The organism is Actinophytocola sp. KF-1, from assembly GCF_054661535.1.
The window spans coordinates 152,673-169,980 of record NZ_BAAFVK010000011.1 but is presented as its reverse complement, the minus strand read 5'-3'; the positions used below and the strand labels follow the sequence as shown (position 1 = coordinate 169,980).

At 71.0% G+C, this 17,308-nt stretch carries 20 protein-coding genes; 12 read left to right on the top strand and 8 right to left on the bottom strand.

From position 1 onward, the window contains the following. The first annotated feature begins 303 nt into the window (after positions 1–303). The 6 genes from ACYQ77_RS30775 (at position 304) to ACYQ77_RS30750 (ending at position 6,507) form a co-directional block, all read left to right on the top strand. A complete protein-coding gene (locus ACYQ77_RS30775) occupies positions 304–1,437 on the top strand; it encodes a sugar ABC transporter substrate-binding protein (RefSeq protein WP_459717296.1) in 1,134 nt (377 codons plus the stop codon). A 75-nt stretch (positions 1,438–1,512) separates the two neighbouring features. Further along, positions 1,513–2,286, top strand: a complete 774-nt coding sequence (locus ACYQ77_RS30770; protein ID WP_459717294.1) for an ATP-binding cassette domain-containing protein — start codon at positions 1,513–1,515, stop codon at positions 2,284–2,286. 27 nt (positions 2,287–2,313) lie between these two features. Further along, the gene (locus tag ACYQ77_RS30765; RefSeq protein ID WP_459717293.1) at positions 2,314–3,747 is read left to right on the top strand and encodes a sugar ABC transporter permease; all 1,434 of its coding nucleotides are present in this window, start codon (positions 2,314–2,316) and stop codon (positions 3,745–3,747) included. Positions 3,748–3,814: 67 nt separating this feature from the next. Beyond that, positions 3,815–4,951, top strand: a complete 1,137-nt coding sequence (locus ACYQ77_RS30760) for an ROK family protein (protein WP_459717701.1) — start codon at positions 3,815–3,817, stop codon at positions 4,949–4,951. 21 nt (positions 4,952–4,972) lie between these two features. After that, positions 4,973–5,302, top strand: a complete 330-nt coding sequence (locus ACYQ77_RS30755) for a hypothetical protein (RefSeq protein ID WP_459717291.1) — start codon at positions 4,973–4,975, stop codon at positions 5,300–5,302. Continuing rightward, positions 5,293–6,507, top strand: coding sequence for an MFS transporter (locus ACYQ77_RS30750; protein WP_459717289.1), 1,215 nt, complete (start codon positions 5,293–5,295; stop codon positions 6,505–6,507). Before ACYQ77_RS30755 ends, ACYQ77_RS30750 begins: the two co-directional genes overlap by 10 nt. A 71-nt stretch (positions 6,508–6,578) precedes the next feature. On the opposite strand, the gene ACYQ77_RS30745 is transcribed toward ACYQ77_RS30750, so the two are convergent. After that, a complete protein-coding gene (locus ACYQ77_RS30745; protein ID WP_396106180.1) occupies positions 6,579–6,770 on the bottom strand; it encodes a DUF7455 domain-containing protein in 192 nt (63 codons plus the stop codon). Positions 6,771–7,042: 272 nt separating this feature from the next. Here ACYQ77_RS30745 and ACYQ77_RS30740 point away from each other — a divergent pair, with 272 nt between their 5' ends. Then, positions 7,043–7,837, top strand: coding sequence for an EamA family transporter (locus ACYQ77_RS30740; RefSeq protein ID WP_459717699.1), 795 nt, complete (start codon positions 7,043–7,045; stop codon positions 7,835–7,837). Here the strand turns inward: ACYQ77_RS30740 and ACYQ77_RS30735 are convergent, their stop codons facing one another. Further along, positions 7,838–8,245 (bottom strand): winged helix-turn-helix transcriptional regulator, encoded by a 408-nt coding sequence (locus ACYQ77_RS30735; RefSeq protein WP_459717697.1) that lies wholly within the window; start codon positions 8,243–8,245, stop codon positions 7,838–7,840. Positions 8,246–8,349: 104 nt separating this feature from the next. On the opposite strand from ACYQ77_RS30735, the gene ACYQ77_RS30730 reads away from it, so the two are divergent. Beyond that, positions 8,350–9,264: an NADP-dependent oxidoreductase gene (locus ACYQ77_RS30730; protein ID WP_459717287.1), complete on the top strand. Its 915-nt coding sequence runs from the start codon at positions 8,350–8,352 to the stop codon at positions 9,262–9,264. 126 nt (positions 9,265–9,390) lie between these two features. Here the strand turns inward: ACYQ77_RS30730 and ACYQ77_RS30725 are convergent, their stop codons facing one another. The 3 genes from ACYQ77_RS30725 to ppgK form a co-directional block, all read right to left on the bottom strand. Beyond that, positions 9,391–9,966: a DinB family protein gene (locus ACYQ77_RS30725; protein WP_459717285.1), complete on the bottom strand. Its 576-nt coding sequence runs from the start codon at positions 9,964–9,966 to the stop codon at positions 9,391–9,393. A 92-nt stretch (positions 9,967–10,058) separates the two neighbouring features. Continuing rightward, positions 10,059–11,453 (bottom strand): RNA polymerase sigma factor, encoded by a 1,395-nt coding sequence (locus ACYQ77_RS30720; protein WP_459717283.1) that lies wholly within the window; start codon positions 11,451–11,453, stop codon positions 10,059–10,061. Positions 11,454–11,592: 139 nt separating this feature from the next. Further along, a complete protein-coding gene (gene ppgK, locus ACYQ77_RS30715) occupies positions 11,593–12,354 on the bottom strand; it encodes a polyphosphate--glucose phosphotransferase (protein WP_459717282.1) in 762 nt (253 codons plus the stop codon). 74 nt (positions 12,355–12,428) lie between these two features. Here ppgK and ACYQ77_RS30710 point away from each other — a divergent pair, with 74 nt between their 5' ends. Continuing rightward, a complete protein-coding gene (locus tag ACYQ77_RS30710; RefSeq protein ID WP_459717280.1) occupies positions 12,429–13,229 on the top strand; it encodes an inositol monophosphatase family protein in 801 nt (266 codons plus the stop codon). A gap of 115 nt (positions 13,230–13,344) precedes the next feature. Here ACYQ77_RS30710 and cei read toward each other — a convergent pair whose 3' ends face one another. After that, the gene (cei, locus tag ACYQ77_RS30705; protein ID WP_459717278.1) at positions 13,345–14,037 is read right to left on the bottom strand and encodes an envelope integrity protein Cei; all 693 of its coding nucleotides are present in this window, start codon (positions 14,035–14,037) and stop codon (positions 13,345–13,347) included. A 467-nt stretch (positions 14,038–14,504) separates the two neighbouring features. Between cei and ACYQ77_RS30700 the strand changes: the two genes are divergently transcribed. Beyond that, a complete protein-coding gene (locus ACYQ77_RS30700) occupies positions 14,505–14,813 on the top strand; it encodes a DUF4193 domain-containing protein (protein ID WP_396106187.1) in 309 nt (102 codons plus the stop codon). A gap of 69 nt (positions 14,814–14,882) precedes the next feature. Here ACYQ77_RS30700 and ACYQ77_RS30695 read toward each other — a convergent pair whose 3' ends face one another. Further along, a complete protein-coding gene (locus ACYQ77_RS30695) occupies positions 14,883–15,362 on the bottom strand; it encodes a DUF3093 domain-containing protein (protein ID WP_459717277.1) in 480 nt (159 codons plus the stop codon). 24 nt (positions 15,363–15,386) lie between these two features. Between ACYQ77_RS30695 and dut the strand changes: the two genes are divergently transcribed. After that, positions 15,387–15,854, top strand: coding sequence for a dUTP diphosphatase (gene dut / locus ACYQ77_RS30690; RefSeq protein WP_459717275.1), 468 nt, complete (start codon positions 15,387–15,389; stop codon positions 15,852–15,854). A 5-nt stretch (positions 15,855–15,859) separates the two neighbouring features. Beyond that, a complete protein-coding gene (locus ACYQ77_RS30685; RefSeq protein ID WP_459717273.1) occupies positions 15,860–16,519 on the top strand; it encodes a DUF3710 domain-containing protein in 660 nt (219 codons plus the stop codon). On the opposite strand, the gene ACYQ77_RS30680 is transcribed toward ACYQ77_RS30685, so the two are convergent. Beyond that, positions 16,520–17,236, bottom strand: coding sequence for an alpha/beta fold hydrolase (locus tag ACYQ77_RS30680; RefSeq protein WP_459717272.1), 717 nt, complete (start codon positions 17,234–17,236; stop codon positions 16,520–16,522). Between the last annotated feature and the right edge of the window lie 72 nt (positions 17,237–17,308).

Genomic DNA, 17,308 nt, shown 5'->3' with positions numbered 1-17,308 from the left:
CGCGACGAGAATCCGGCCTGGTAAAAGGCTTCCCGAGACACACCACGATCCGGTGAATGCCTCCCAGGGGAGCACGCACCCCTCGCGGACGACGACGCGGCTGGCTACGCTTCGTGCCCGGTGCGCATGCCTGCGCAGTTCTCAAGGTCGATGACCGCCATATGGCCGGTTCGTTGCCAAACTGTGTCGTGAGAGGGCCTTCCGTGGCTTCCCTCACAAGCCTCGCAGGCATATGTTGTGCACCGCAACATTTCGGCTGGGGTTGGCGCGACGCCACCAGACCGACCGTGAAGGGACCGATGAATGCGCAGTAAAAGGCTTGCTCTCCTCGCCGCGGGGCTGGGTCTGACCCTTGCCGTGTCGGCGTGTGGTGCCAACCAGGAGTCACCGCAGAGCAACGACGACCAGGACTCCGGCAGCAACTCGTCGTCCGGCGAGGGCATCCCGGTCGGCGTCATCCTGCCCGAGACCGCCTCGTCGGCGCGGTGGGAGGGCTTCGACAAGCCCATGCTCGAAGCCGCCCTGAAGGCCGAGGGGCTCGACCCCCACATCGAGAACGCCCAGGGTGACGTGCAGAAGTTCAGCACGCTCGCCGACAGCATGATCAACGACGGTGTCAAGGTCCTGATCATCGCCTCGATCAACAGCGAGCTGGGCGGCACGGTCGCGCAGAAGGCCAACGCCCAGGGCATCCCGACGATCGACTACGACCGCCTGAACCTCGGCGGCAGCTCCGACTACTACGTGTCGTTCGACAACGTGAAGGTCGGCGAGCTGCAGGGCCAGGGCATGGCCGACGCGCTCAAGGACGCCCCGAACGGCGCCCAGATCATCGAGATCGAGGGTGCGCCGACGGACAACAACGCGACGCTCTTCTACAACGGCCAGCAGAACATCCTGAAGCCGCTGTACGAATCCGGCAAGTTCAAGCTGGTGCGGTCCCAGCCGATCGACAACTGGGACAACCAGAAGGGCGGCACGACCTTCGAGCAGATCTTCACCAGCAACGGCAGCAAGGTCGACGGCGTGGTCGCCGCGAACGACGGCCTGGCAGGCGCGGTGATCACCGTGCTGAAGAAGTACAAGCTGAACGGCAAGGTCCCGGTGACCGGCCAGGACGCCACCGCGGACGGTCTCAAGGCCATCCTCGCCGGTGACCAGTACATGACCGTCTTCAAGCCGATCAAGCAGGAGGCGGAGGCCACCGCCAAGCTGGCCGCCGCGCTCGCCAAGGGTGACAAGGCCGCCGCGGACAAGATCGCGACGGACGAGAGCGACGACCCGACCGGCAAGCGGAAGGTCAAGTCCGTCCTGCTCGAGCCGTTCATGATCACCAAGGCCGACATCAAGCGCGTCATCGACGAGGGCTACGTCAAGGCCGAAGAGGTGTGCACCGGCGAGCTGCAGGCCGCCTGCAGCGAAGTCGGCATCGCCTGATCCCTGTTTCAGCCTGGGCCGGCCGCACCCCGACGCCACCGGGTGCGGCCGGCCCCAGCAGGAGGAAAACCCCCCATGAGTGAACCCCTTCTCGAGCTGGTAGGGATCAACAAGAGCTTCGGCCCGGTGCACGTGCTGCACGACGTCGACTTCACGGTGCGGGCCGGTGAGGTCACCGCGCTCGTCGGCGACAACGGGGCGGGCAAGTCCACGCTCGTCAAGTGCGTGGCCGGGATCTACCCCATGGAGTCCGGCCAGGTCCGCTTCCGCGGCGACCCGGTCACGATCCACAGTCCGAAGGAAGCGGCCGACCTCGGCATCGAGGTCGTGTACCAGGACCTCGCGCTCGCCGACAACCTCGACGTCGTGCAGAACATGTTCCTCGGCAGGGAGCGCGGCTCCCGCTGGCTGATGGACGAGTCGAGCATGGAGAAGGCGGCGCGCGAGACCCTCGCGTCGCTGTCGGTGCGCACGGTGAAGTCGGTGCGCACGCCGGTCGCCGCCCTGTCCGGTGGGCAGCGGCAGACCGTCGCCATCGCCAAGGCCGTGCTGTGGGACTCGAAGGTCGTGCTGCTCGACGAACCGACCGCCGCACTGGGTGTCGCGCAGACCCGCCAGGTCCTCGACCTGGTCCGCCGCCTGGCCGAGCAGGGCCTCGGCGTGGTGCTGATCAGCCACAACATGGCCGACGTCTTCGAGGTGGCCGACCGGATCTCCGTGTTGTACCTCGGCCGCATGGTGGCGGAACTGCCCGCCAAGGAGACCACGCACAGCCAGGTGGTCGAGCTCATCACCGCGGGCCGCTCCGGCGACCTCGGACTCGCCCGCCCAGAGCAAGTCACCATCTAGCTCTTCACACCCGAGGACCCCTCTCTCATGACCGAAACCCCGGCCAAGGCAGAGACGCCGCCGTCCGGCAGCGCGATCTCCGACTTCGGCATCGACACGACTTCGCAGTCCACCGGCGAGGCGATCAGGGACTACTTCGCCAGGCTGCGCGGGGGTGAGCTGGGCTCCCTGCCCGCGCTGCTCGGCCTCGCCGCGCTGGTGATCATCTTCTGGTTGCTCTCCGACAACTTCCTGACGCTGAACAACACGGCCAACCTGATCGCGCAGGGCGCCGGGCAGATGATCATCGCGATGGGCCTGGTCTTCGTCCTGCTGCTCGGCGAGATCGACCTGTCGGCGGGCACCGCGTCCGGTGTGTGCGCCTCGGTGATGGCCATGCACTACGTCGAGGCGGGCAACCTGCTCGGCGGCATGGGCACGACCGTGTTCTGGGTGTTCGAGCTCGGCATGCTGCTGGCCGTCGGGCTCGCGCTGATCATGCGGATCTGGGCCGGTGCGGCGTTCGCCTTCGTCGCGTTCGTGATGGCGCTGCTCGGTGTCCCGCCCAACGCGTGGCTCGAGATGCTGCTCGCGGTCTGCGTCGGCGCGGCGATCGGCTGCATCACCGGCTTCATGGTCTCCAAGATCGGCATGCCGTCGTTCGTGGTGACGCTGGCGCTGTTCATCACCTGGCAGGGCGTGATCCTGCAGTTCATCGGCCAGGGCGGCGTGTTCGGCATCCGCACCTCGCAGGTGCTGTTCAACGTGGCCAACGGCAACCTGTCCGTCTTCGGCAGCTGGGTGCTGTGCCTGATCGCGGGTGGCGGTTACGCGGTCGTGGTGCTCGGCGAGCACTTCAGCCGCCTGCGCAAGGGGCTCGTCACCAAGCCGACCCCGATCGTCGTCGGCCGGGTCGTGGTCGTCGCGGCCATCGCGGTCGTCGCGACCATCCTGTTCACGCTGAACCGCTCGCCCAACCCGGCGCTGGTGACCATCCAGGGCGTGCCCTACGTGGTGCCGATCATCCTGGGACTCCTGGTGATCGGGACGTTCGTGCTGAACCGCACCCGGTACGGGAGGCACATCTACGCGGTCGGCGGAAACGCCGAGGCCGCCCGGCGCGCCGGTATCAATGTGAGCAAGATCCGCGCCAGCGTCTTCGTCGTGTCGTCCTCGGCGGCGGCGATCGGTGCGATCGTGTACTCGTCCAAGGCGGGTTCGGTCGACCCGCAGGCGGGCGGCCTGAACACGCTGCTGTTCGCGGTCGGCGCCGCGGTCATCGGTGGCACGTCGCTGTTCGGCGGCCGGGGCAAGGTCGCCCACGCGGTGATCGGTGGCCTGGTGCTGGCCACGGTCAACAACGGCCTCGGGCTGCTGAACCAGCCCGCCGCGGTGGTCAACATCATCACCGGTCTGGTGCTGCTGCTGGCGGCCACGGTCGACGCGCTGTCCCGCCGGAGGGCTGCCGTAGCATCAAGGTGACGGGACAGGAGCGAGGGGTTTGACCAGCACACAGTCGGGCACGCCGCTGGGCGCCCGGCCCGACGAAGTGCGCAGGCACAACCGCACCGTCCTGTTGAGGAGGCTCCACGTCGGCGGCCCGTGCACGAGGGCGTCGCTCGCGGCCGAGCTCGGGCTCAACCGCAGCACGATCAAGGCGCTCGTGGACGGGCTCGCCGAGTCCGGTGTGGTGCAGGAGCGGGTGCCCCGCCAGCGCAGCGGCGCGGGGCGCCCGTCGCTCCTGGTCCTGCCCCAGCCGCACGCGGCCGTGGTGCTCGCGGTCGACGTGCGGGTCGACCAGGTGTCGATCGCGCTGGTCGGGCTCGGCGGCGAGATCCTCGGCCGCAACAGCTGGAACCTGCGGGTGCGGACCCGTGAGCCGGAGGAAGTGGTCACCCACGTCTACGACTCGGCCGTGGTCCTGGCGGCCGACATCGGCGTCACCATGGTCGCGGGCGGGGTGTCCGTGCCGGGTGTGGTGCGCCGGTCGGACGGGCTGGTGCACGAGGCGCCCAACCTGCACTGGACGGACGTGCCGCTCGGCGATCGGCTGGCGGCGGTGTTCGACATGCCGGTCGTGGTCGGCAACGACGCGGAGCTGGGCGCGCTGGCCGAGCACCTGCGTGGCACGGCCCGCGGCGCCTCCGACGCGGTCTACGTCTCGGCGGACGTCGGCGTCGGCGGCGGGGTGATCTCCGACGGGTCGGCGCTGCGCGGTACCGCCGGGTACGTGGGCGAACTCGGCCACATGATGGTGAACCCCGCGGGCCGCGCCTGTTACTGCGGCAGCAAGGGCTGCTGGGAGACCGAGGTCGGCGAGCCCGCCCTGTGCCGTGCGCTCGGCCTGCGGGAGAGCGCGCCGCGCGGAGCCGTGGTCGCCGAGCTGCGGGCGCTCGCCGCGTCCCCGGACCAGGTGCGCGCACAGCTCGCGGAGTTCACCGAGTGGCTCACGGTCGGCCTGGTCAACGTGGTCAACGTGCTCGGCCCGGAGCTGGTCGTGCTGGGTGACCTGTTCACCGCGCTGCCCGCGACGCTGATCTCCGACGTGGCACAGGAGGTCCGGCGGCGCAGCCTCGTCAGCCGGGCGGTGGGCGGCACCCGGATCGAGGTGTCGACGCTGGGCGCGGACTCCACGTTGCTGGGCGCGGCGGAGCTGGCGTTCGAACCGGTCCTCGACGCGGTATGACAGTCGCACTTCCGCGGCCCGATGACCATCCGTGAGCTGGCCGAATCCGTGCAGCGCACGCATTCGGCGCTCAGCCAGAAGGTCGCGGCCATGAAGGCGGCCGGGCTGGTCGAGGTCGTGCCCGGCACGGACGCGCGCAGCAAGAAGGTCTCACTCACCCCGGCGGCCGCCGCGATGGCAGGCAAGCTGGCCGCGGAGTGGCGCGCCACCGAGGCGGCGGCCGCCGAACTGGAGGCCGAGCTGCCCTACCCGCTCAGCCAGGTCGTCCGCGACATGGAGGAGGCCCTGGCCCGCCGGAGTTTCCACGACCGGATCGCGGCGCGGCTCGCCGAGGATCCCGCGTGGCGCTGAAGCACGCCTTCGTCGACCTCGGCCCGCTGCGGCGGGTCCCCGTCTACCGGCGGCTGTGGTTCGGACAGACGGCGTCGGGGCTGGGCAGCCAGATGACGTTCGTCGCGGTGCTGTTCCAGGTGTGGGCGATGACCGGGAGCGTGGTCTGGACCGGCGCGGTCGGCATGGCGCAGGCGCTGCCGCTGATCGTGTTCGGCCTGTTCGCCGGCTCGCTCGTGGACCGGCGCGACCGGCGACGGCTCTACCTGCTCGCCATGAGCGGGCAGGCGGCGTGTTCCGTCCTGCTCGCACTGCAGGCGTTCTTCCTGCACCTGCCCGTGCTCGCGCTGCTGGGGCTCGTGGCGGTGCAGGCGTGTTTCAGCGCGGCGGGCGCGCCGGCGGCGCGGACGTTCCTGCCGCTGCTGCTGTCGCGGGAACAGCTGGCCGCGGGGCTCGCGCTGACCCGCATCGGGTTCCAGAGCGCGATGCTCGCCGGCCCCGCGCTGGGCGGGCTCGTGCTCGGGGCGTGGGGTGTCGGCGCGTGCTACGTCGTGGACGCGGTGACGTTCTGCGCCGCGTTGTGGGGTGCGTTCGGGCTGCCCGCGGCCACACCGGCGGGCGCGCGGCCGGGGCTGCGGGGCGTCGTGGACGGGCTCGCGTTCCTCGTCCGCGCGCCGATGGTCCGGGCGGCACTGCTGACCGACCTCGCCGCGACCGTGCTGTCGATGCCGATCAGCCTGTTCCCGCTGGTCAACGAGGAACGCTTCGGCGGCGACCCGCGCACGTTCGGGTTGTTCATGTCCGCCGTCGCGGTGGGCGGCGTGGTGGCGTCCGCGCTGTCGGGGACGTTCACGCGGCGCGCCAGGCAGGGCGTGGTGATGCTGGTGGGGGCGACCGCCTGGGGCGTCGCGCTGGCGGCCTTCGCCCTCGCCGCGAACCCGTGGCTGGGCCTGGCGTGGCTCGTGGTCGCGGGCGCGGCCGACACGGTGTCGGTCGTCGCGCGGAGCACCATCGTCCAGCTCCACACCCCGGACGCGATGATGGGCCGGGTGACGGCGGCCGAGCCGATCGTCGGCCGCGGCGGTCCCGAACTCGGCAACCTGCGCGGCGGCCTGGTGGCCGCGGCCACCACCGGCACGTTCGCGCTCGTCAGCGGCGGTGTGGCCGGCGTGGCCGCCGTCCTGCTGATCGCCGCGACCACACCGGGCCTGCGCCGCTTCCGCTGATAGGCGAGGCGGGACCCGTCGCCCGGGTCCCGCCTCGTCGCAAGTCGCTGTTCGGTTGTGGGTCTGGCTGGTCAGGCCTGCGGCTGGCCCTGCTGCAGGTCTGCTTCCAGCTCCTTCAGGCGCTCCTGGTGCTTCCGCGCGTGGTGGCCGCAGAAGAGGAGCTCGCCGCCGGAGGGAAGAATGGCCCGTACCTGTGCGGCGGCGCCGCAGCGGTCGCAGCGGTCAGCGGCTGTCAGGTCGGGGCGGGTGAGCGTCGTGTTCATGGCTAATCTCCCTCCGTCCCGGCATCCGGTTGGCCCGGTGCCGTGTTCGGCTGCGACCATCGCTGGCGCGGTGTCGCTGCCTCTACTCTCTCAGACGTTTTCGCTTCCGTCAGTGTTCCCGCTCCGAATGAGAGATCACTCGACACACGATTTAACCCGGTTGTCGTATCGGTCATCCCGGATTGCAGGATCGTCTGGTGAAATTCGTCCGACGTGTGCTAGCCAGTGAGCGCATCCCCGCGCCGTTACTCTTCGTGACCGGCGGCGTGTTGATGTACCTCGGCGCCGCGGCCGCCGTCTGGCTCTTCGACGTGGCGTCCCCGTCGGCCGTCGCGTGGCTGCGGGTGTGCGGCGCCGCGATCGTCCTCTTGGCATGGCGGCGGCCGGGACGTGCGGCCTGGCGTGGGAAAGTCTTCTGGCTCGCGGCTGTGTTCGGTGTGGTCACCGCGGGCATGAACGTCGCGTTCTACGAAGCGATCGACCGGCTCCCGTTGGGCACGGCGGTCGCGTTGGAGTTCGTCGGGCCCGTTCTCGTCGCCGCGCTGGGATCACGCTCCGTGCGCGACTTCGGCGCGTTGTTGCTCGTGGTGGCGGGCGTTGTGCTCATCGCGGACGTCCGCTGGACGGGCAGTCCGCTTGGTGTCGTGTTCGCTCTCAGCGCAGCCGTGCTCTGGGCCGGATACATCGTGCTCGGCAAACGTGTCGCATCTCTCGGTCTCGGCGTGGACGGTCTCGCGGTCGGGTTCGCGGTCGCCGCGGTGGTTTTGTCCCCTTTGGCCATCGGCGCGGGTCCGGTGTGGACTTCGCCACGTCTGCTGCTGCTCGGCGTCGGGGTCGGCGTGCTGTCCACAGTGGTCCCGTACGTCCTGGACCAGATCGTGCTGCGGCGCACCGGGCAGGCCGCGTTCGCGCTGCTCCTGGCGTTACTCCCGGTGACGGCCACGGTGATCGGGCTGGTCGTGCTGCGCCAGGTGCCGAGCCTGCCGGAGGCGTTCGGCATCCTCGCGGTCGTGCTGGGTCTCACGATGCGGACACGCGAGCGGGAGCCGAGACCAGAGCCGCTCTAGTCAGGCTCCTGCCTGCTGCGAGTCGTACGCGACCCGCGCCGACTCGACCTCCTCGATGTGCGCCTCCGCCCACACCTTGATCGCGCGCATGACGGGCAGCAGCGTGTGGCCCAGCGCGGTGAGCTCGTAGTCGACGCGCACCGGCACCGCCGGGGTCACCGTCCTCGTCACCAACCCGTCGCGCTCGAGGGTCCGCAGCGTCTGCGTGAGCATCTTCTGGCTCACCCCCGCGATCGCGCGGGCGATGTCGTTGTACCGGCGCGGGCCCTCGGCGAGCGCCACGAGCACCAGGCTCACCCACTTGTCGCTGATCCGGTCGAGCAGCTTGCGGGTCGGGCACGCGGCGAGGAACGCGTCGTACGCCGCGCGTGCCTCCTCGCGCCGCACGGCGGCCGTCTTCGTCGGTATGACGCACCTCCCGGAAGGTAACGCACCTTCAGGTGCCTACTTACCAATGGAGAGTACCCCTCCTACGGTTTGCGGCACAGGCACTGACCACGAGGGAGAGAGTGATGCGTGCAGTGATCGTCCGGTCGTTCGGCGGACCGGAGGTGCTCGAGGTGGCCGACGTCCCGGTGCCGTCGCCGGGTCCGGGCCAGGTGCGGATCCGCGTCGAGGCGGCCGCGGTGAACCCGGCGGACATCGCGACCCGCGCGGGCTGGCTGGCCGAGGGCGGGCTGATGGCGGAGACCCCGCCGGTCGGCGTCGGCTGGGACGCGGCCGGGGTCGTCGACGCGGTCGGCGCGGGCGTGACGGGGTTCGCGGCCGGGGACCGGGTGGCGGGCCTCTCCGACCGGCTCGACCTGCCGGCCAGGACCCACGCCGAGTACGTGGTGCTCGACGCGGACGCGGTCGCGCACACCGACCTGGACCCGGTCGAGGCGGCCACGCTGCCGTTGAACGTGCTGACCGCCGCGCAGGCGCTGGACCTGCTCGACCTCCCCGCGGACGCGACGGTCCTGGTCACGGGCGCGGCGGGCGCGGTCGGCGGGTTCGCGGTCGAGCTGGCGAAGGCCCGGGGCCTGCGGGTGGTCGCGGCCGCGGGCGACGGTGACGAGGAGCTGGTGCGCGGGCTGGGCGCGGAGATCTTCGTGCCGAGGTCGGCGCCGCTGTCGGAGTCCGTGCGGCGGGCCGTGCCGGGCGGGGTGGACGGCGTGCTCGACGCGGCCGTGCTGGGAGTGCGCGCACTGGACGCGCTGCGGGGCGGCGGCACGTTCGTCGCGGTGATCGCGGGCGCGGCCCCGCCACCGCTGCGCGGCACCCGCGTCGTGAACGTCTGGATCCGCGCCGACGGCGCCCGGCTCGCGGAACTGATCCCCCAGGTCACCCCACGCGTAGCGGCCACCCTCCCGCTCACGGAGGTGGCGGAAGCCCACCGCCGCGTCGAGAAAGGCGGCCTACGAGGCCGCCTGGTCCTGACCCCGTAACCCCGCGAGTCCCGCCCTCGAACACCGCGAGTCGCGCTCTCACGCACAACGAGTTGCCGGTTTCGTGCACATGCCACCTGCACGAACCTGACAACTCGGTATGCGCGAGAGCGCGACTCGCGAGTTTCAGGCGTTCTGCTTGGGGCGCCAGGGCTTCAGCCACGGCGACTCGGGCCAGTTCTCCGCGCCCGCGAGGAGTTCGATGCCGGTGGCGCCGTCGATGGACTCGCGGATGATGTCCGCGTGGCCCGCGTGCCGGGCGATCTCCTCGATCAGGTGCAGCAGCACCCAGCGCACCGACCACGCCTCGATGTCCTGCGGGAACCACGGCTGGCCCTTCGGCACCGGCACCGGGTGGTCGAGGTCGATCTCCGCGACGGCCGCCTCGGTCTCGGCGGCCGCGGCGTCGATCTCGGCGTACAGGCTCTCCAGCGTGTCCGAGCCGGACAGCTCGAACTGCTGGTTGTAGCCCTCCGCACCCGACGGCTCCGGCCCGCCCGTGATGCGGTTCGTCCAGCCGCGCTCGGTGAACGCGACGTGCTTGAGCAGCCCGCCGACCGACAGCGCGCTCGCGCTCGGCGTGGCACGCAGCTGCTCCTCGGTGAGCCCGTACGCGGCGTGCTTCAGCACCCGCCGCTGCTGTGCGAGGAACCCGAGCAGGCCCGATCTCTCGTCGGGCACCGGGGGAACGTTCGCGTCCAAGACTGTTCTACCTCCCAGAAAACAGCATCCCCGCCGCCCGGGTGGGCGACGGGGATGCAGTCAAGCACGTCAACGGTGCCGTGACACCCGGATCACTCGAGATAGTCGCGCAGGACCTGCGACCGCGACGGGTGGCGCAGCTTCGACATGGTCTTCGACTCGATCTGGCGGATGCGCTCGCGCGTCACGCCGTAGACCTGGCCGATCTCGTCGAGGGTGCGCGGCTGGCCGTCGGTGAGACCGAAGCGCAGCCGGACCACGCCCGCCTCACGCTCGGACAGCGTCGCCAGCACCGACTGCAGCTGGTCCTGCAGCAGCGTGAACGACACCGCGTCGACCGCGACGACCGCCTCGGAGTCCTCGATGAAGTCACCGAGCTGGCTGTCGCCCTCGTCACCGATGGTCTGGTCCAGCGAGATGGGCTCCCGGGCGTACTGCTGGATCTCCAGCACCTTCTCCGGGGTGATGTCCATTTCCTTCGCCAGCTCTTCCGGCGTCGGCTCGCGGCCGAGGTCCTGGAGCAGCTCGCGCTGTATGCGGCCCAGCTTGTTGATGACCTCGACCATGTGCACCGGGATGCGGATGGTGCGGGCCTGGTCGGCCATCGCGCGGGTGATCGCCTGGCGGATCCACCACGTCGCGTACGTGGAGAACTTGTAGCCCTTCGTGTAGTCGAACTTCTCGACCGCACGGATCAGGCCCAGGTTGCCCTCCTGGATCAGGTCCAGGAACGCCATGCCGCGGCCGGTGTAGCGCTTGGCCAGCGACACCACGAGGCGGAGGTTCGCCTCCAGCAGGTGGTTCTTGGCGCGCTCACCGTCGCGGACGATCCACCGCAGGTCGCGGCGCAGCTGCGGGTTCAGCTTCTCCGCGGACTCCTCCTCGGCCTTGCGCACCCGCTCCGCCGCGTAGAGGCCTGCCTCGATCCGCTTGGCGAGCTCGACCTCCTCCTCGGCGTTGAGCAGCGCCACCTTGCCGATCTGCTTCAGGTAGGCGCGGACCGAGTCGGCCGACGCGGTGAGCTCGGCGTCCTTGCGGGCCTGCCGCAGGGCCTCCGACTCCTCCTCGTCCCAGACGAAGTCGCCGTCCTTGCCTTCCTTGGGGTCCTTCTCCTCGACGTCGTCGGCGACCGCCGCGTCCACCACGTCGGTCTCGAGGTCGACGTCCTCGAGGTCCTCCAGGTCGGGGGAGTCGAGGTCGGGCTCCTCACCGTCACCCGGCTCGCCGTCGGCGGGAGAAGCGGCCTTCTTGGTCGCGTCGGCCTTGGTCTTCGTCTTCGGGCCGGCGGACTTGGTCGCCGTCTTGCGGGGGGCGCGGGTCGTCTTGGCGGCGCCCGCCGTCTTCTTGGTCGCGGTCTTCAAGCTCGGCTTCTCGGTCGACTCGTCGGTGTCCGGCTGGGCGTTGGCCGACTTGGCCGCGCCCGCCGAAGCGGTGGAGCGTCGGGATGCGGTTCGTGCGGCTGCCACGTACGCCCTTTCGCTGCTCATCACGGGCAACGTCAGACATGTGGATGCCTGACCTGCCGGAGTTCGGGGGAAAGCCCGGGGGCCTCGGCCCAGGGCACTGTTCCATTGTAACGACGAACACCGCGCCGCGGGTGCGGACCCGCGGCGCGATCCGGGAATCTCAGCCGTGGTGGCCGACCTTGACGGCCCTGGCGGCGCCCACGATGCCCGCGTCGTTGCGCAGCTCGGCGGCCACGACCTTGGTCCGCACCTCGAGCAACGGCAGCCACTTGTCGGCCTTCTTGCTGACCCCGCCACCCGCGATGATCAGGTCCGGCCAGATGAGGTCCTCGAGGCTGCGGATGTACCTGGTCACGCGGCCCGCCCACTCGGCCCAGGACAGGTCGTTCTCCTCCTTCACCGAGGCCGCCGCGCGGGTCTCCGCGTCGTGGCCGTCGACCTCCAGGTGGCCGAACTCGGTGTTGGGGATGAGCTTGCCGTCGCGGAACAGTGCGCTGCCGATGCCGGTGCCGAACGTCAGCAGCACGACGACGCCGTCCCGGTCGTCCGGCCAGCCGTAGGAGATCTCGGCGATGCCTGCGGCGTCCGCGTCGTTCAGGACCACCACGTCGTCGTGGTCGCGCTTGAGCCGCTCGGCGAACAGGGTCTGCGCGTCGGTGCCCAGCCAGGTCTTGTCGATGTTGGCGGCGGTGTGCGCGACGCCGCGCTTGATCACCGCGGGCAGCGTCACGCCGACCGGTCCGGTCCAGGCGAACTCGTCGACGATGTGCTTCACGACGTCCGCGACGGCGTCCGGCTTCGACGGGTCCGGCGTGGGGATCCGCAGCCGCTCGCCGACGAGCCTGCCCGCGTCGAGGTCGACCACGCCTCCCTTGATGCCCGAACCACCGATGTCCACGCCGAAGCCGAGGGTTGCAGCCATCCCCGCGGGTCCCTTCGTACTCGATTCAGTACCGCTTTCCCCGGAGGTTAGCCGGATGTGGTCCGATAGGTCTCGTGGGTGCCTGGGATGAACTGCTCGCCGTTGCCGTATCGGTAGCTCGGGAGGCCGCTGAGCTCGCGCAGCGGTCCCGGCCGTCGGCGATCACGGACGTGGACACCAAGTCGTCGAAGACCGACGTGGTGACCGCCGCGGACGTGGCCGTCGAGCAGCTGGTCAGGGCCCGGCTGGGCGAGTCGCGGCCGGGTGAGCCGGTGTTCGGCGAGGAGACCGGCGGCGCGGCGGCCGAGCCCGGCCGGGTGTGCTGGGTGGTCGACCCGATCGACGGCACCGTCAACTACCTGTACGGCTACCCCTGGTACGCGGTGTCGCTGGCCGCGCAGGTCGACGGCGTGTCGGTGGCCGCCGCGGTGGTGGAGCCCGCGTCGGGCCGGGAGTGGACGGCCGTGCGCGGCGGTGGCTCGTGGTGCGACGGCGTGCGGCTGCGCGTGTCGGACGCCACACGACTGGACCTGTCGCTGGTGGCGACGGGGTTCGCCTACCGCGTCGAGCGCCGGGAGCGGCAGGCTGCGGGCGTGTCGCGGCTGCTGCCGAAGGTGCGGGACATCCGGCGCGGCGGTGCGGCGTCGCTGGACCTGTGCGCGGTGGCGGCCGGGTGGGTGGACGGCTACTTCGAGCACGGCCTGTCGCGGTGGGACTGGGCGGGCGGCACGCTGATCGCCGAGGAGGCGGGCGCGGTGGTCCGCTACCCGCACACCGACGACGACCTGGACCCCGAGTTCACCTTCTGCGCGACCCCCGGCATCGCGAAGGAACTACGAGAAGCCCTGACCGACGCGGGCCTGACCGGCGTGTAGATCCTCGCGAGTCGCGCTGTCGCGCACATCGAGTTGCCGGTTTCGTGCAGGCCGGTGCCCCGGGGATGTGCACGAAACTGACAACTCGGTATGCGCGAGAGCGTGACTCGCGGGGTCAGCACTTGACGTTGCGGGCTGCTGTGATCAGTTCCGGGTTCACGTCGGGCTTCGGGGCATCCGCCTGCAGGCCGCCCTTCGCCGGGGGGTTCTGCTTGGCGAAGTCGTTCAGCTGCTCGAGCAGGTTGCGGGCCGCACGGGTCGGGTGCAGGTCGTCGAACTTGTCGCCGAGCACCACGTCGACCGTGGCGTCCTTGCGCTCGTCGCGGATCAGCTCCGCGCACGGTTCGACCAGGCTGAGCGTGCGCGCCGCCGCCGTGCCCTGCGCGCCGAAGCGGATCTGGCCGCGGCACGGCATGTTGTCGCCGTAGAGCGCGTCGTTCGCCGGGTCGCCGACCTGCGTGAAGCCGAGGCCGCGCAGCGTCTCGGTCACCAGCCGGGCCTGGCCGCGCTTGCCGCTCGCGTTCACGACCCGCACCAGCGCCGACGACGGCGCCGCCGGGTCGGTGCGGTCCAGTGCCGTCGGTTCCAGCGGCTTGCCCAGCGTGGGCGCCGGCTTGGCCGGCTTCTTGCCCGCCGCGGCCGACGTGGTCGCCGCGGGCGGCGGGTCGCAGTGGGCCGCGCCCGTGATCTCCTGGTCTTCCTTCATGACCTTCAGCCAGACCACCGTCGCCGCGATGCCGAGCACCAGGATCAACAGGAACGCGGGTAGTGGCCGACGCTTCCGGTAGCGCTGTCCTCGGCCCCGCATGACGTTCCCCGCCGCCACTTGTCCCCGCCCTTCTCGGTTGGCCGAACTTCGTAGGTCCCCACCCCGTTGTTCGCTGCTGATCAGCCTAGGCGTTTCAGCTCCGTTCGGCGGCTTGAGGGCCACCGGTGTCGACGTATCGTGTCGAGATCGAGCCCTTCGGGGTGCGCGACAGCACGTCGCGCCCACACAGACGCATATCGTGACGAGAGGTTGCCCGGACTCCGGCAGGCAATGCGCAGACACACCCGAACGGGTGACCTGCTGGATAGGTCCGACGGTATGGGCTACCCTCTGCCCGCTCCAGTCGTCGAACATGAGATGCGAATCGATTCCGACGGGTCCCGCGGGTGGACCCTGAAACACGGCGCGAAGTGCGAGACCTCCGTCACTTGAGATGACGGGCACAAACTGGGGCGCCTGAACGTTGACCAGCGCGCGAACACATCCTGAAGTGGGGGTGCACGAAGATGGCCACCGATTACGATGCGCCACGCCGCAGCGAGGCCGACGATCTCGCGGAGGACTCGCTCGAGGAGCTCAAGGCACGTCGAAACGAGAACCAGTCCGGAGTCGTCGATGTCGACGAGTCGGACACCGCGGAGAGCTTCGAGCTGCCCGGTGCCGACCTGTCGGGCCTTTCCGGCGAGGACCTGACCGTACGCGTCGTGCCGAAGCAGGCCGACGAGTTCACCTGCTCCAAGTGCTTCCTGGTGCATCACCGCAGCAGGCTCGCCGAGGAAGTGAACGGTCAGCCGATCTGCCGCGACTGCGCCTGACCGGCGCACGCGACGGCGGGGGACAACAGAAGAACGGAACGGGCCTGTCACCGGGAGCGGTGGCGGGCCCTATCCGCGCAGCAGCGAAGCCACCTTCTCGGGGTGGCGGGTCGAGAACACCCAGTAGGGCGTGGGGTCGGCCGGGTCGGTGACCTGGACCCGGAGCACCGGACCCACCCAGCCGCGGTGCAGCACGAACGCGCGCGGGTCCAGCTGGGGCCCGAGCACCTTCCGCTTGTCCTGGGGGCCGAACACCTCGACCTCGCCGACGAACTCCAGCGGCAGGTGCGCGTCGCCGACGAACAGCTCGCCGTCCGCGATCCGGACCGGGGCGCGGCCCGCCCGCCAGATCAGCACCGCGGTGAGCGGCAGGAGCAGCACGTACGGCAGCCAGGAGCGCAGGCCGGGGTAGCCGAGGTGCACGGTCGCGGCCATCAGACCCGCGGCCGCCATCGGCAGCAGCCACGAGTACCAGGTGACGTAGAGCCGCTCGGCGTGCGACGGTGTGGCCGGTGCTTTCCCGGCCGCACCGCGTGGTGAGTCGGTCACGAGTCCAGGGTAGTCTCGCCGCTCGTGCCCAGCGTGGAGGTCCTGCTCACCCGTATCGACCCCGGTGTCCCCGTGCCGTCGTACGCCAACCCCGGCGACGCCGGCGCGGACCTGGTGACGACGACCGACGTGGTGATCGAGCCGGGCGAGCGCACGACCGTCGGCACCGGCATCGCGATCGCGCTGCCGGAGGGGTACGCCGCGTTCGTGCACCCGCGTTCCGGCCTCGCGGCACGGGTCGGGCTGAGCGTGGTGAACACGCCGGGCACGATCGACTCCGGCTACCGCGGTGAGATCAGGATCTGCCTGGTCAACCACGACCTGCGGGAGCCGGTCGAGCTGCGCAGGGGGGACCGGATCGCCCAGCTGGTGGTACAGCGCGTCGAGCACGCGGTGTTCCGTGAGGTGGACGACCTCGGTGACTCCGAGCGCGGTGCCGGCGGCTACGGGTCGACCGGCGGACATGCGGTGCTATCACCGGTGGAGGGCTGACAGCAGTGGGTTTGTTCGGACGGCGCAAGCGTGCCGAGCGGGACGACTACGACCCGGGGTACGACGAGCAGGACGAGGTCGCCGGCGACGACGTCGACGACATCGCGCCCGAGTTCGAGGGTGACCTGTTCGAGTACGCGGGCCCGCACGACGAGGCCGACGCCCCCGACGACGGCCTGAACCGCCTAGACCTCGGCTCTGTCCGCCTCCCGGTGCCCGACGGCGCCCAGCTGCAGGTCGAGATGGACACCAACCGGGCGGTGCGTGCGGTGCACGTGGTGACCCCGGTCGGGCAGCTGACGGTGAACGCGTACGCGGCCCCCAAGTCGGGTGGCCTGTGGCGCGAGGTGTGCGGTGAGCTGGCCGAGCAGCTGCGCGGCGACGGCGCGAAGGTGCGCAGCACGGCGGGCGAGTGGGGCCAGGAGCTGGTCGCGGCGCTCGGCGAGGTGCACCTGCGGTTCGTCGGTGTCGACGGTCCGCGCTGGATGCTGCGTGGCGTGGTCGCCGGTCCGCCGGACCTCGCGGAGCAGAGCACGCACGCCCTGTACGACCTCGTGCGCGGTGCGGTCGTCGTGCGCGGCACGCAGCCGATGCCGGTGCGCACACCGCTGCCGATCGAGCTGCCGCCCTCCATCGCCCAGCACATCCAGGCACAGCAGGGCTGACTAGCGGCCCCCGGCGCGCAGCCAGGCCAGCACCGCTGCCCTGCCCAGCGCCTCGGGGTCGACGCCCATGATCTCCAGACGGGTCGTGCACATGGTCGCCCTCGGCAGGGCCGTCACCCATGCGTCCGCGATCTCTTTCGGGTGGATCGGGTCGTCGGTGGTGGCCGCGACGCCGGCGGGCAGGTCCAGCTCCGCCAGGTCCGCGAGGGTCGGCGCGGGGCGTTCCGCCGCGGCGGCGAGGGAGTCGGCGAGCCCGTCGCCGTACCCGCGCCACGACCTGGTCAGCTCCGCGGCGAGCCACGGCGGCGTCCCGTCGGTGGCCACGGCGAGCGCGCCGTCGACGCCGAGGGACCGCACCAGGCCGGCCGCCGCGCGGGCGGACACGGCGCCGGGCGCGTCGCCGGGGTCGCCGTGCCAGCCCGGCAGGGCGAGCACAAGCCCCGCACAGCGGCCGGGCCGCGTGCGCGCCCACTCGGCGGCGACGTGTGCGCCGAACGACACCCCGCCCGCGACGACCGGTCCGTGCGCGGCCGCGGCGTCGAGGGCGTCGAGGTACGCCTGCGCCAGTCCCGGCCCAGGTACCGGCCTCGGGGTGACCGCGCGGACGCACACCGCGGCGAACGGCACCTCGAACACCGACCGCACGAACACCTCGTCCGAGCCCGTTCCCGGCAGGAGCACGGCGACCTCGGCAGATCCCGGTTCCGCAACATTCACGGGGCAGATCCTCCACCAGGGGCCACACGGGGTGGTTACGCTGGTTTCGTCCGGGCCGGAGTCGGGGCCGGC

What these genes read in the sequence shown, in the direction of transcription:
- ACYQ77_RS30775 (WP_459717296.1), top strand. Translation starts at nt 304, where the DNA reads ATGCGCAGTAAAAGGCTTGCTCTCCTCGCCGCGGGGCTGGGTCTGACC.
- ACYQ77_RS30745 (WP_396106180.1), bottom strand. Translation starts at nt 6,770, where the DNA reads ATGAACACGACGCTCACCCGCCCCGACCTGACAGCCGCTGACCGCTGC.
- ACYQ77_RS30765 (WP_459717293.1), top strand. Translation starts at nt 2,314, where the DNA reads ATGACCGAAACCCCGGCCAAGGCAGAGACGCCGCCGTCCGGCAGCGCG.
- ACYQ77_RS30755 (WP_459717291.1), top strand. Translation starts at nt 4,973, where the DNA reads ATGACCATCCGTGAGCTGGCCGAATCCGTGCAGCGCACGCATTCGGCG.
- cei (WP_459717278.1), bottom strand. Translation starts at nt 14,037, where the DNA reads ATGCGGGGCCGAGGACAGCGCTACCGGAAGCGTCGGCCACTACCCGCG.
- ACYQ77_RS30730 (WP_459717287.1), top strand. Translation starts at nt 8,350, where the DNA reads ATGCGTGCAGTGATCGTCCGGTCGTTCGGCGGACCGGAGGTGCTCGAG.
- ACYQ77_RS30720 (WP_459717283.1), bottom strand. Translation starts at nt 11,453, where the DNA reads ATGAGCAGCGAAAGGGCGTACGTGGCAGCCGCACGAACCGCATCCCGA.
- ACYQ77_RS30700 (WP_396106187.1), top strand. Translation starts at nt 14,505, where the DNA reads ATGGCCACCGATTACGATGCGCCACGCCGCAGCGAGGCCGACGATCTC.
- ACYQ77_RS30740 (WP_459717699.1), top strand. Translation starts at nt 7,043, where the DNA reads ATGTACCTCGGCGCCGCGGCCGCCGTCTGGCTCTTCGACGTGGCGTCC.
- ppgK (WP_459717282.1), bottom strand. Translation starts at nt 12,354, where the DNA reads ATGGCTGCAACCCTCGGCTTCGGCGTGGACATCGGTGGTTCGGGCATC.
- ACYQ77_RS30770 (WP_459717294.1), top strand. Translation starts at nt 1,513, where the DNA reads ATGAGTGAACCCCTTCTCGAGCTGGTAGGGATCAACAAGAGCTTCGGC.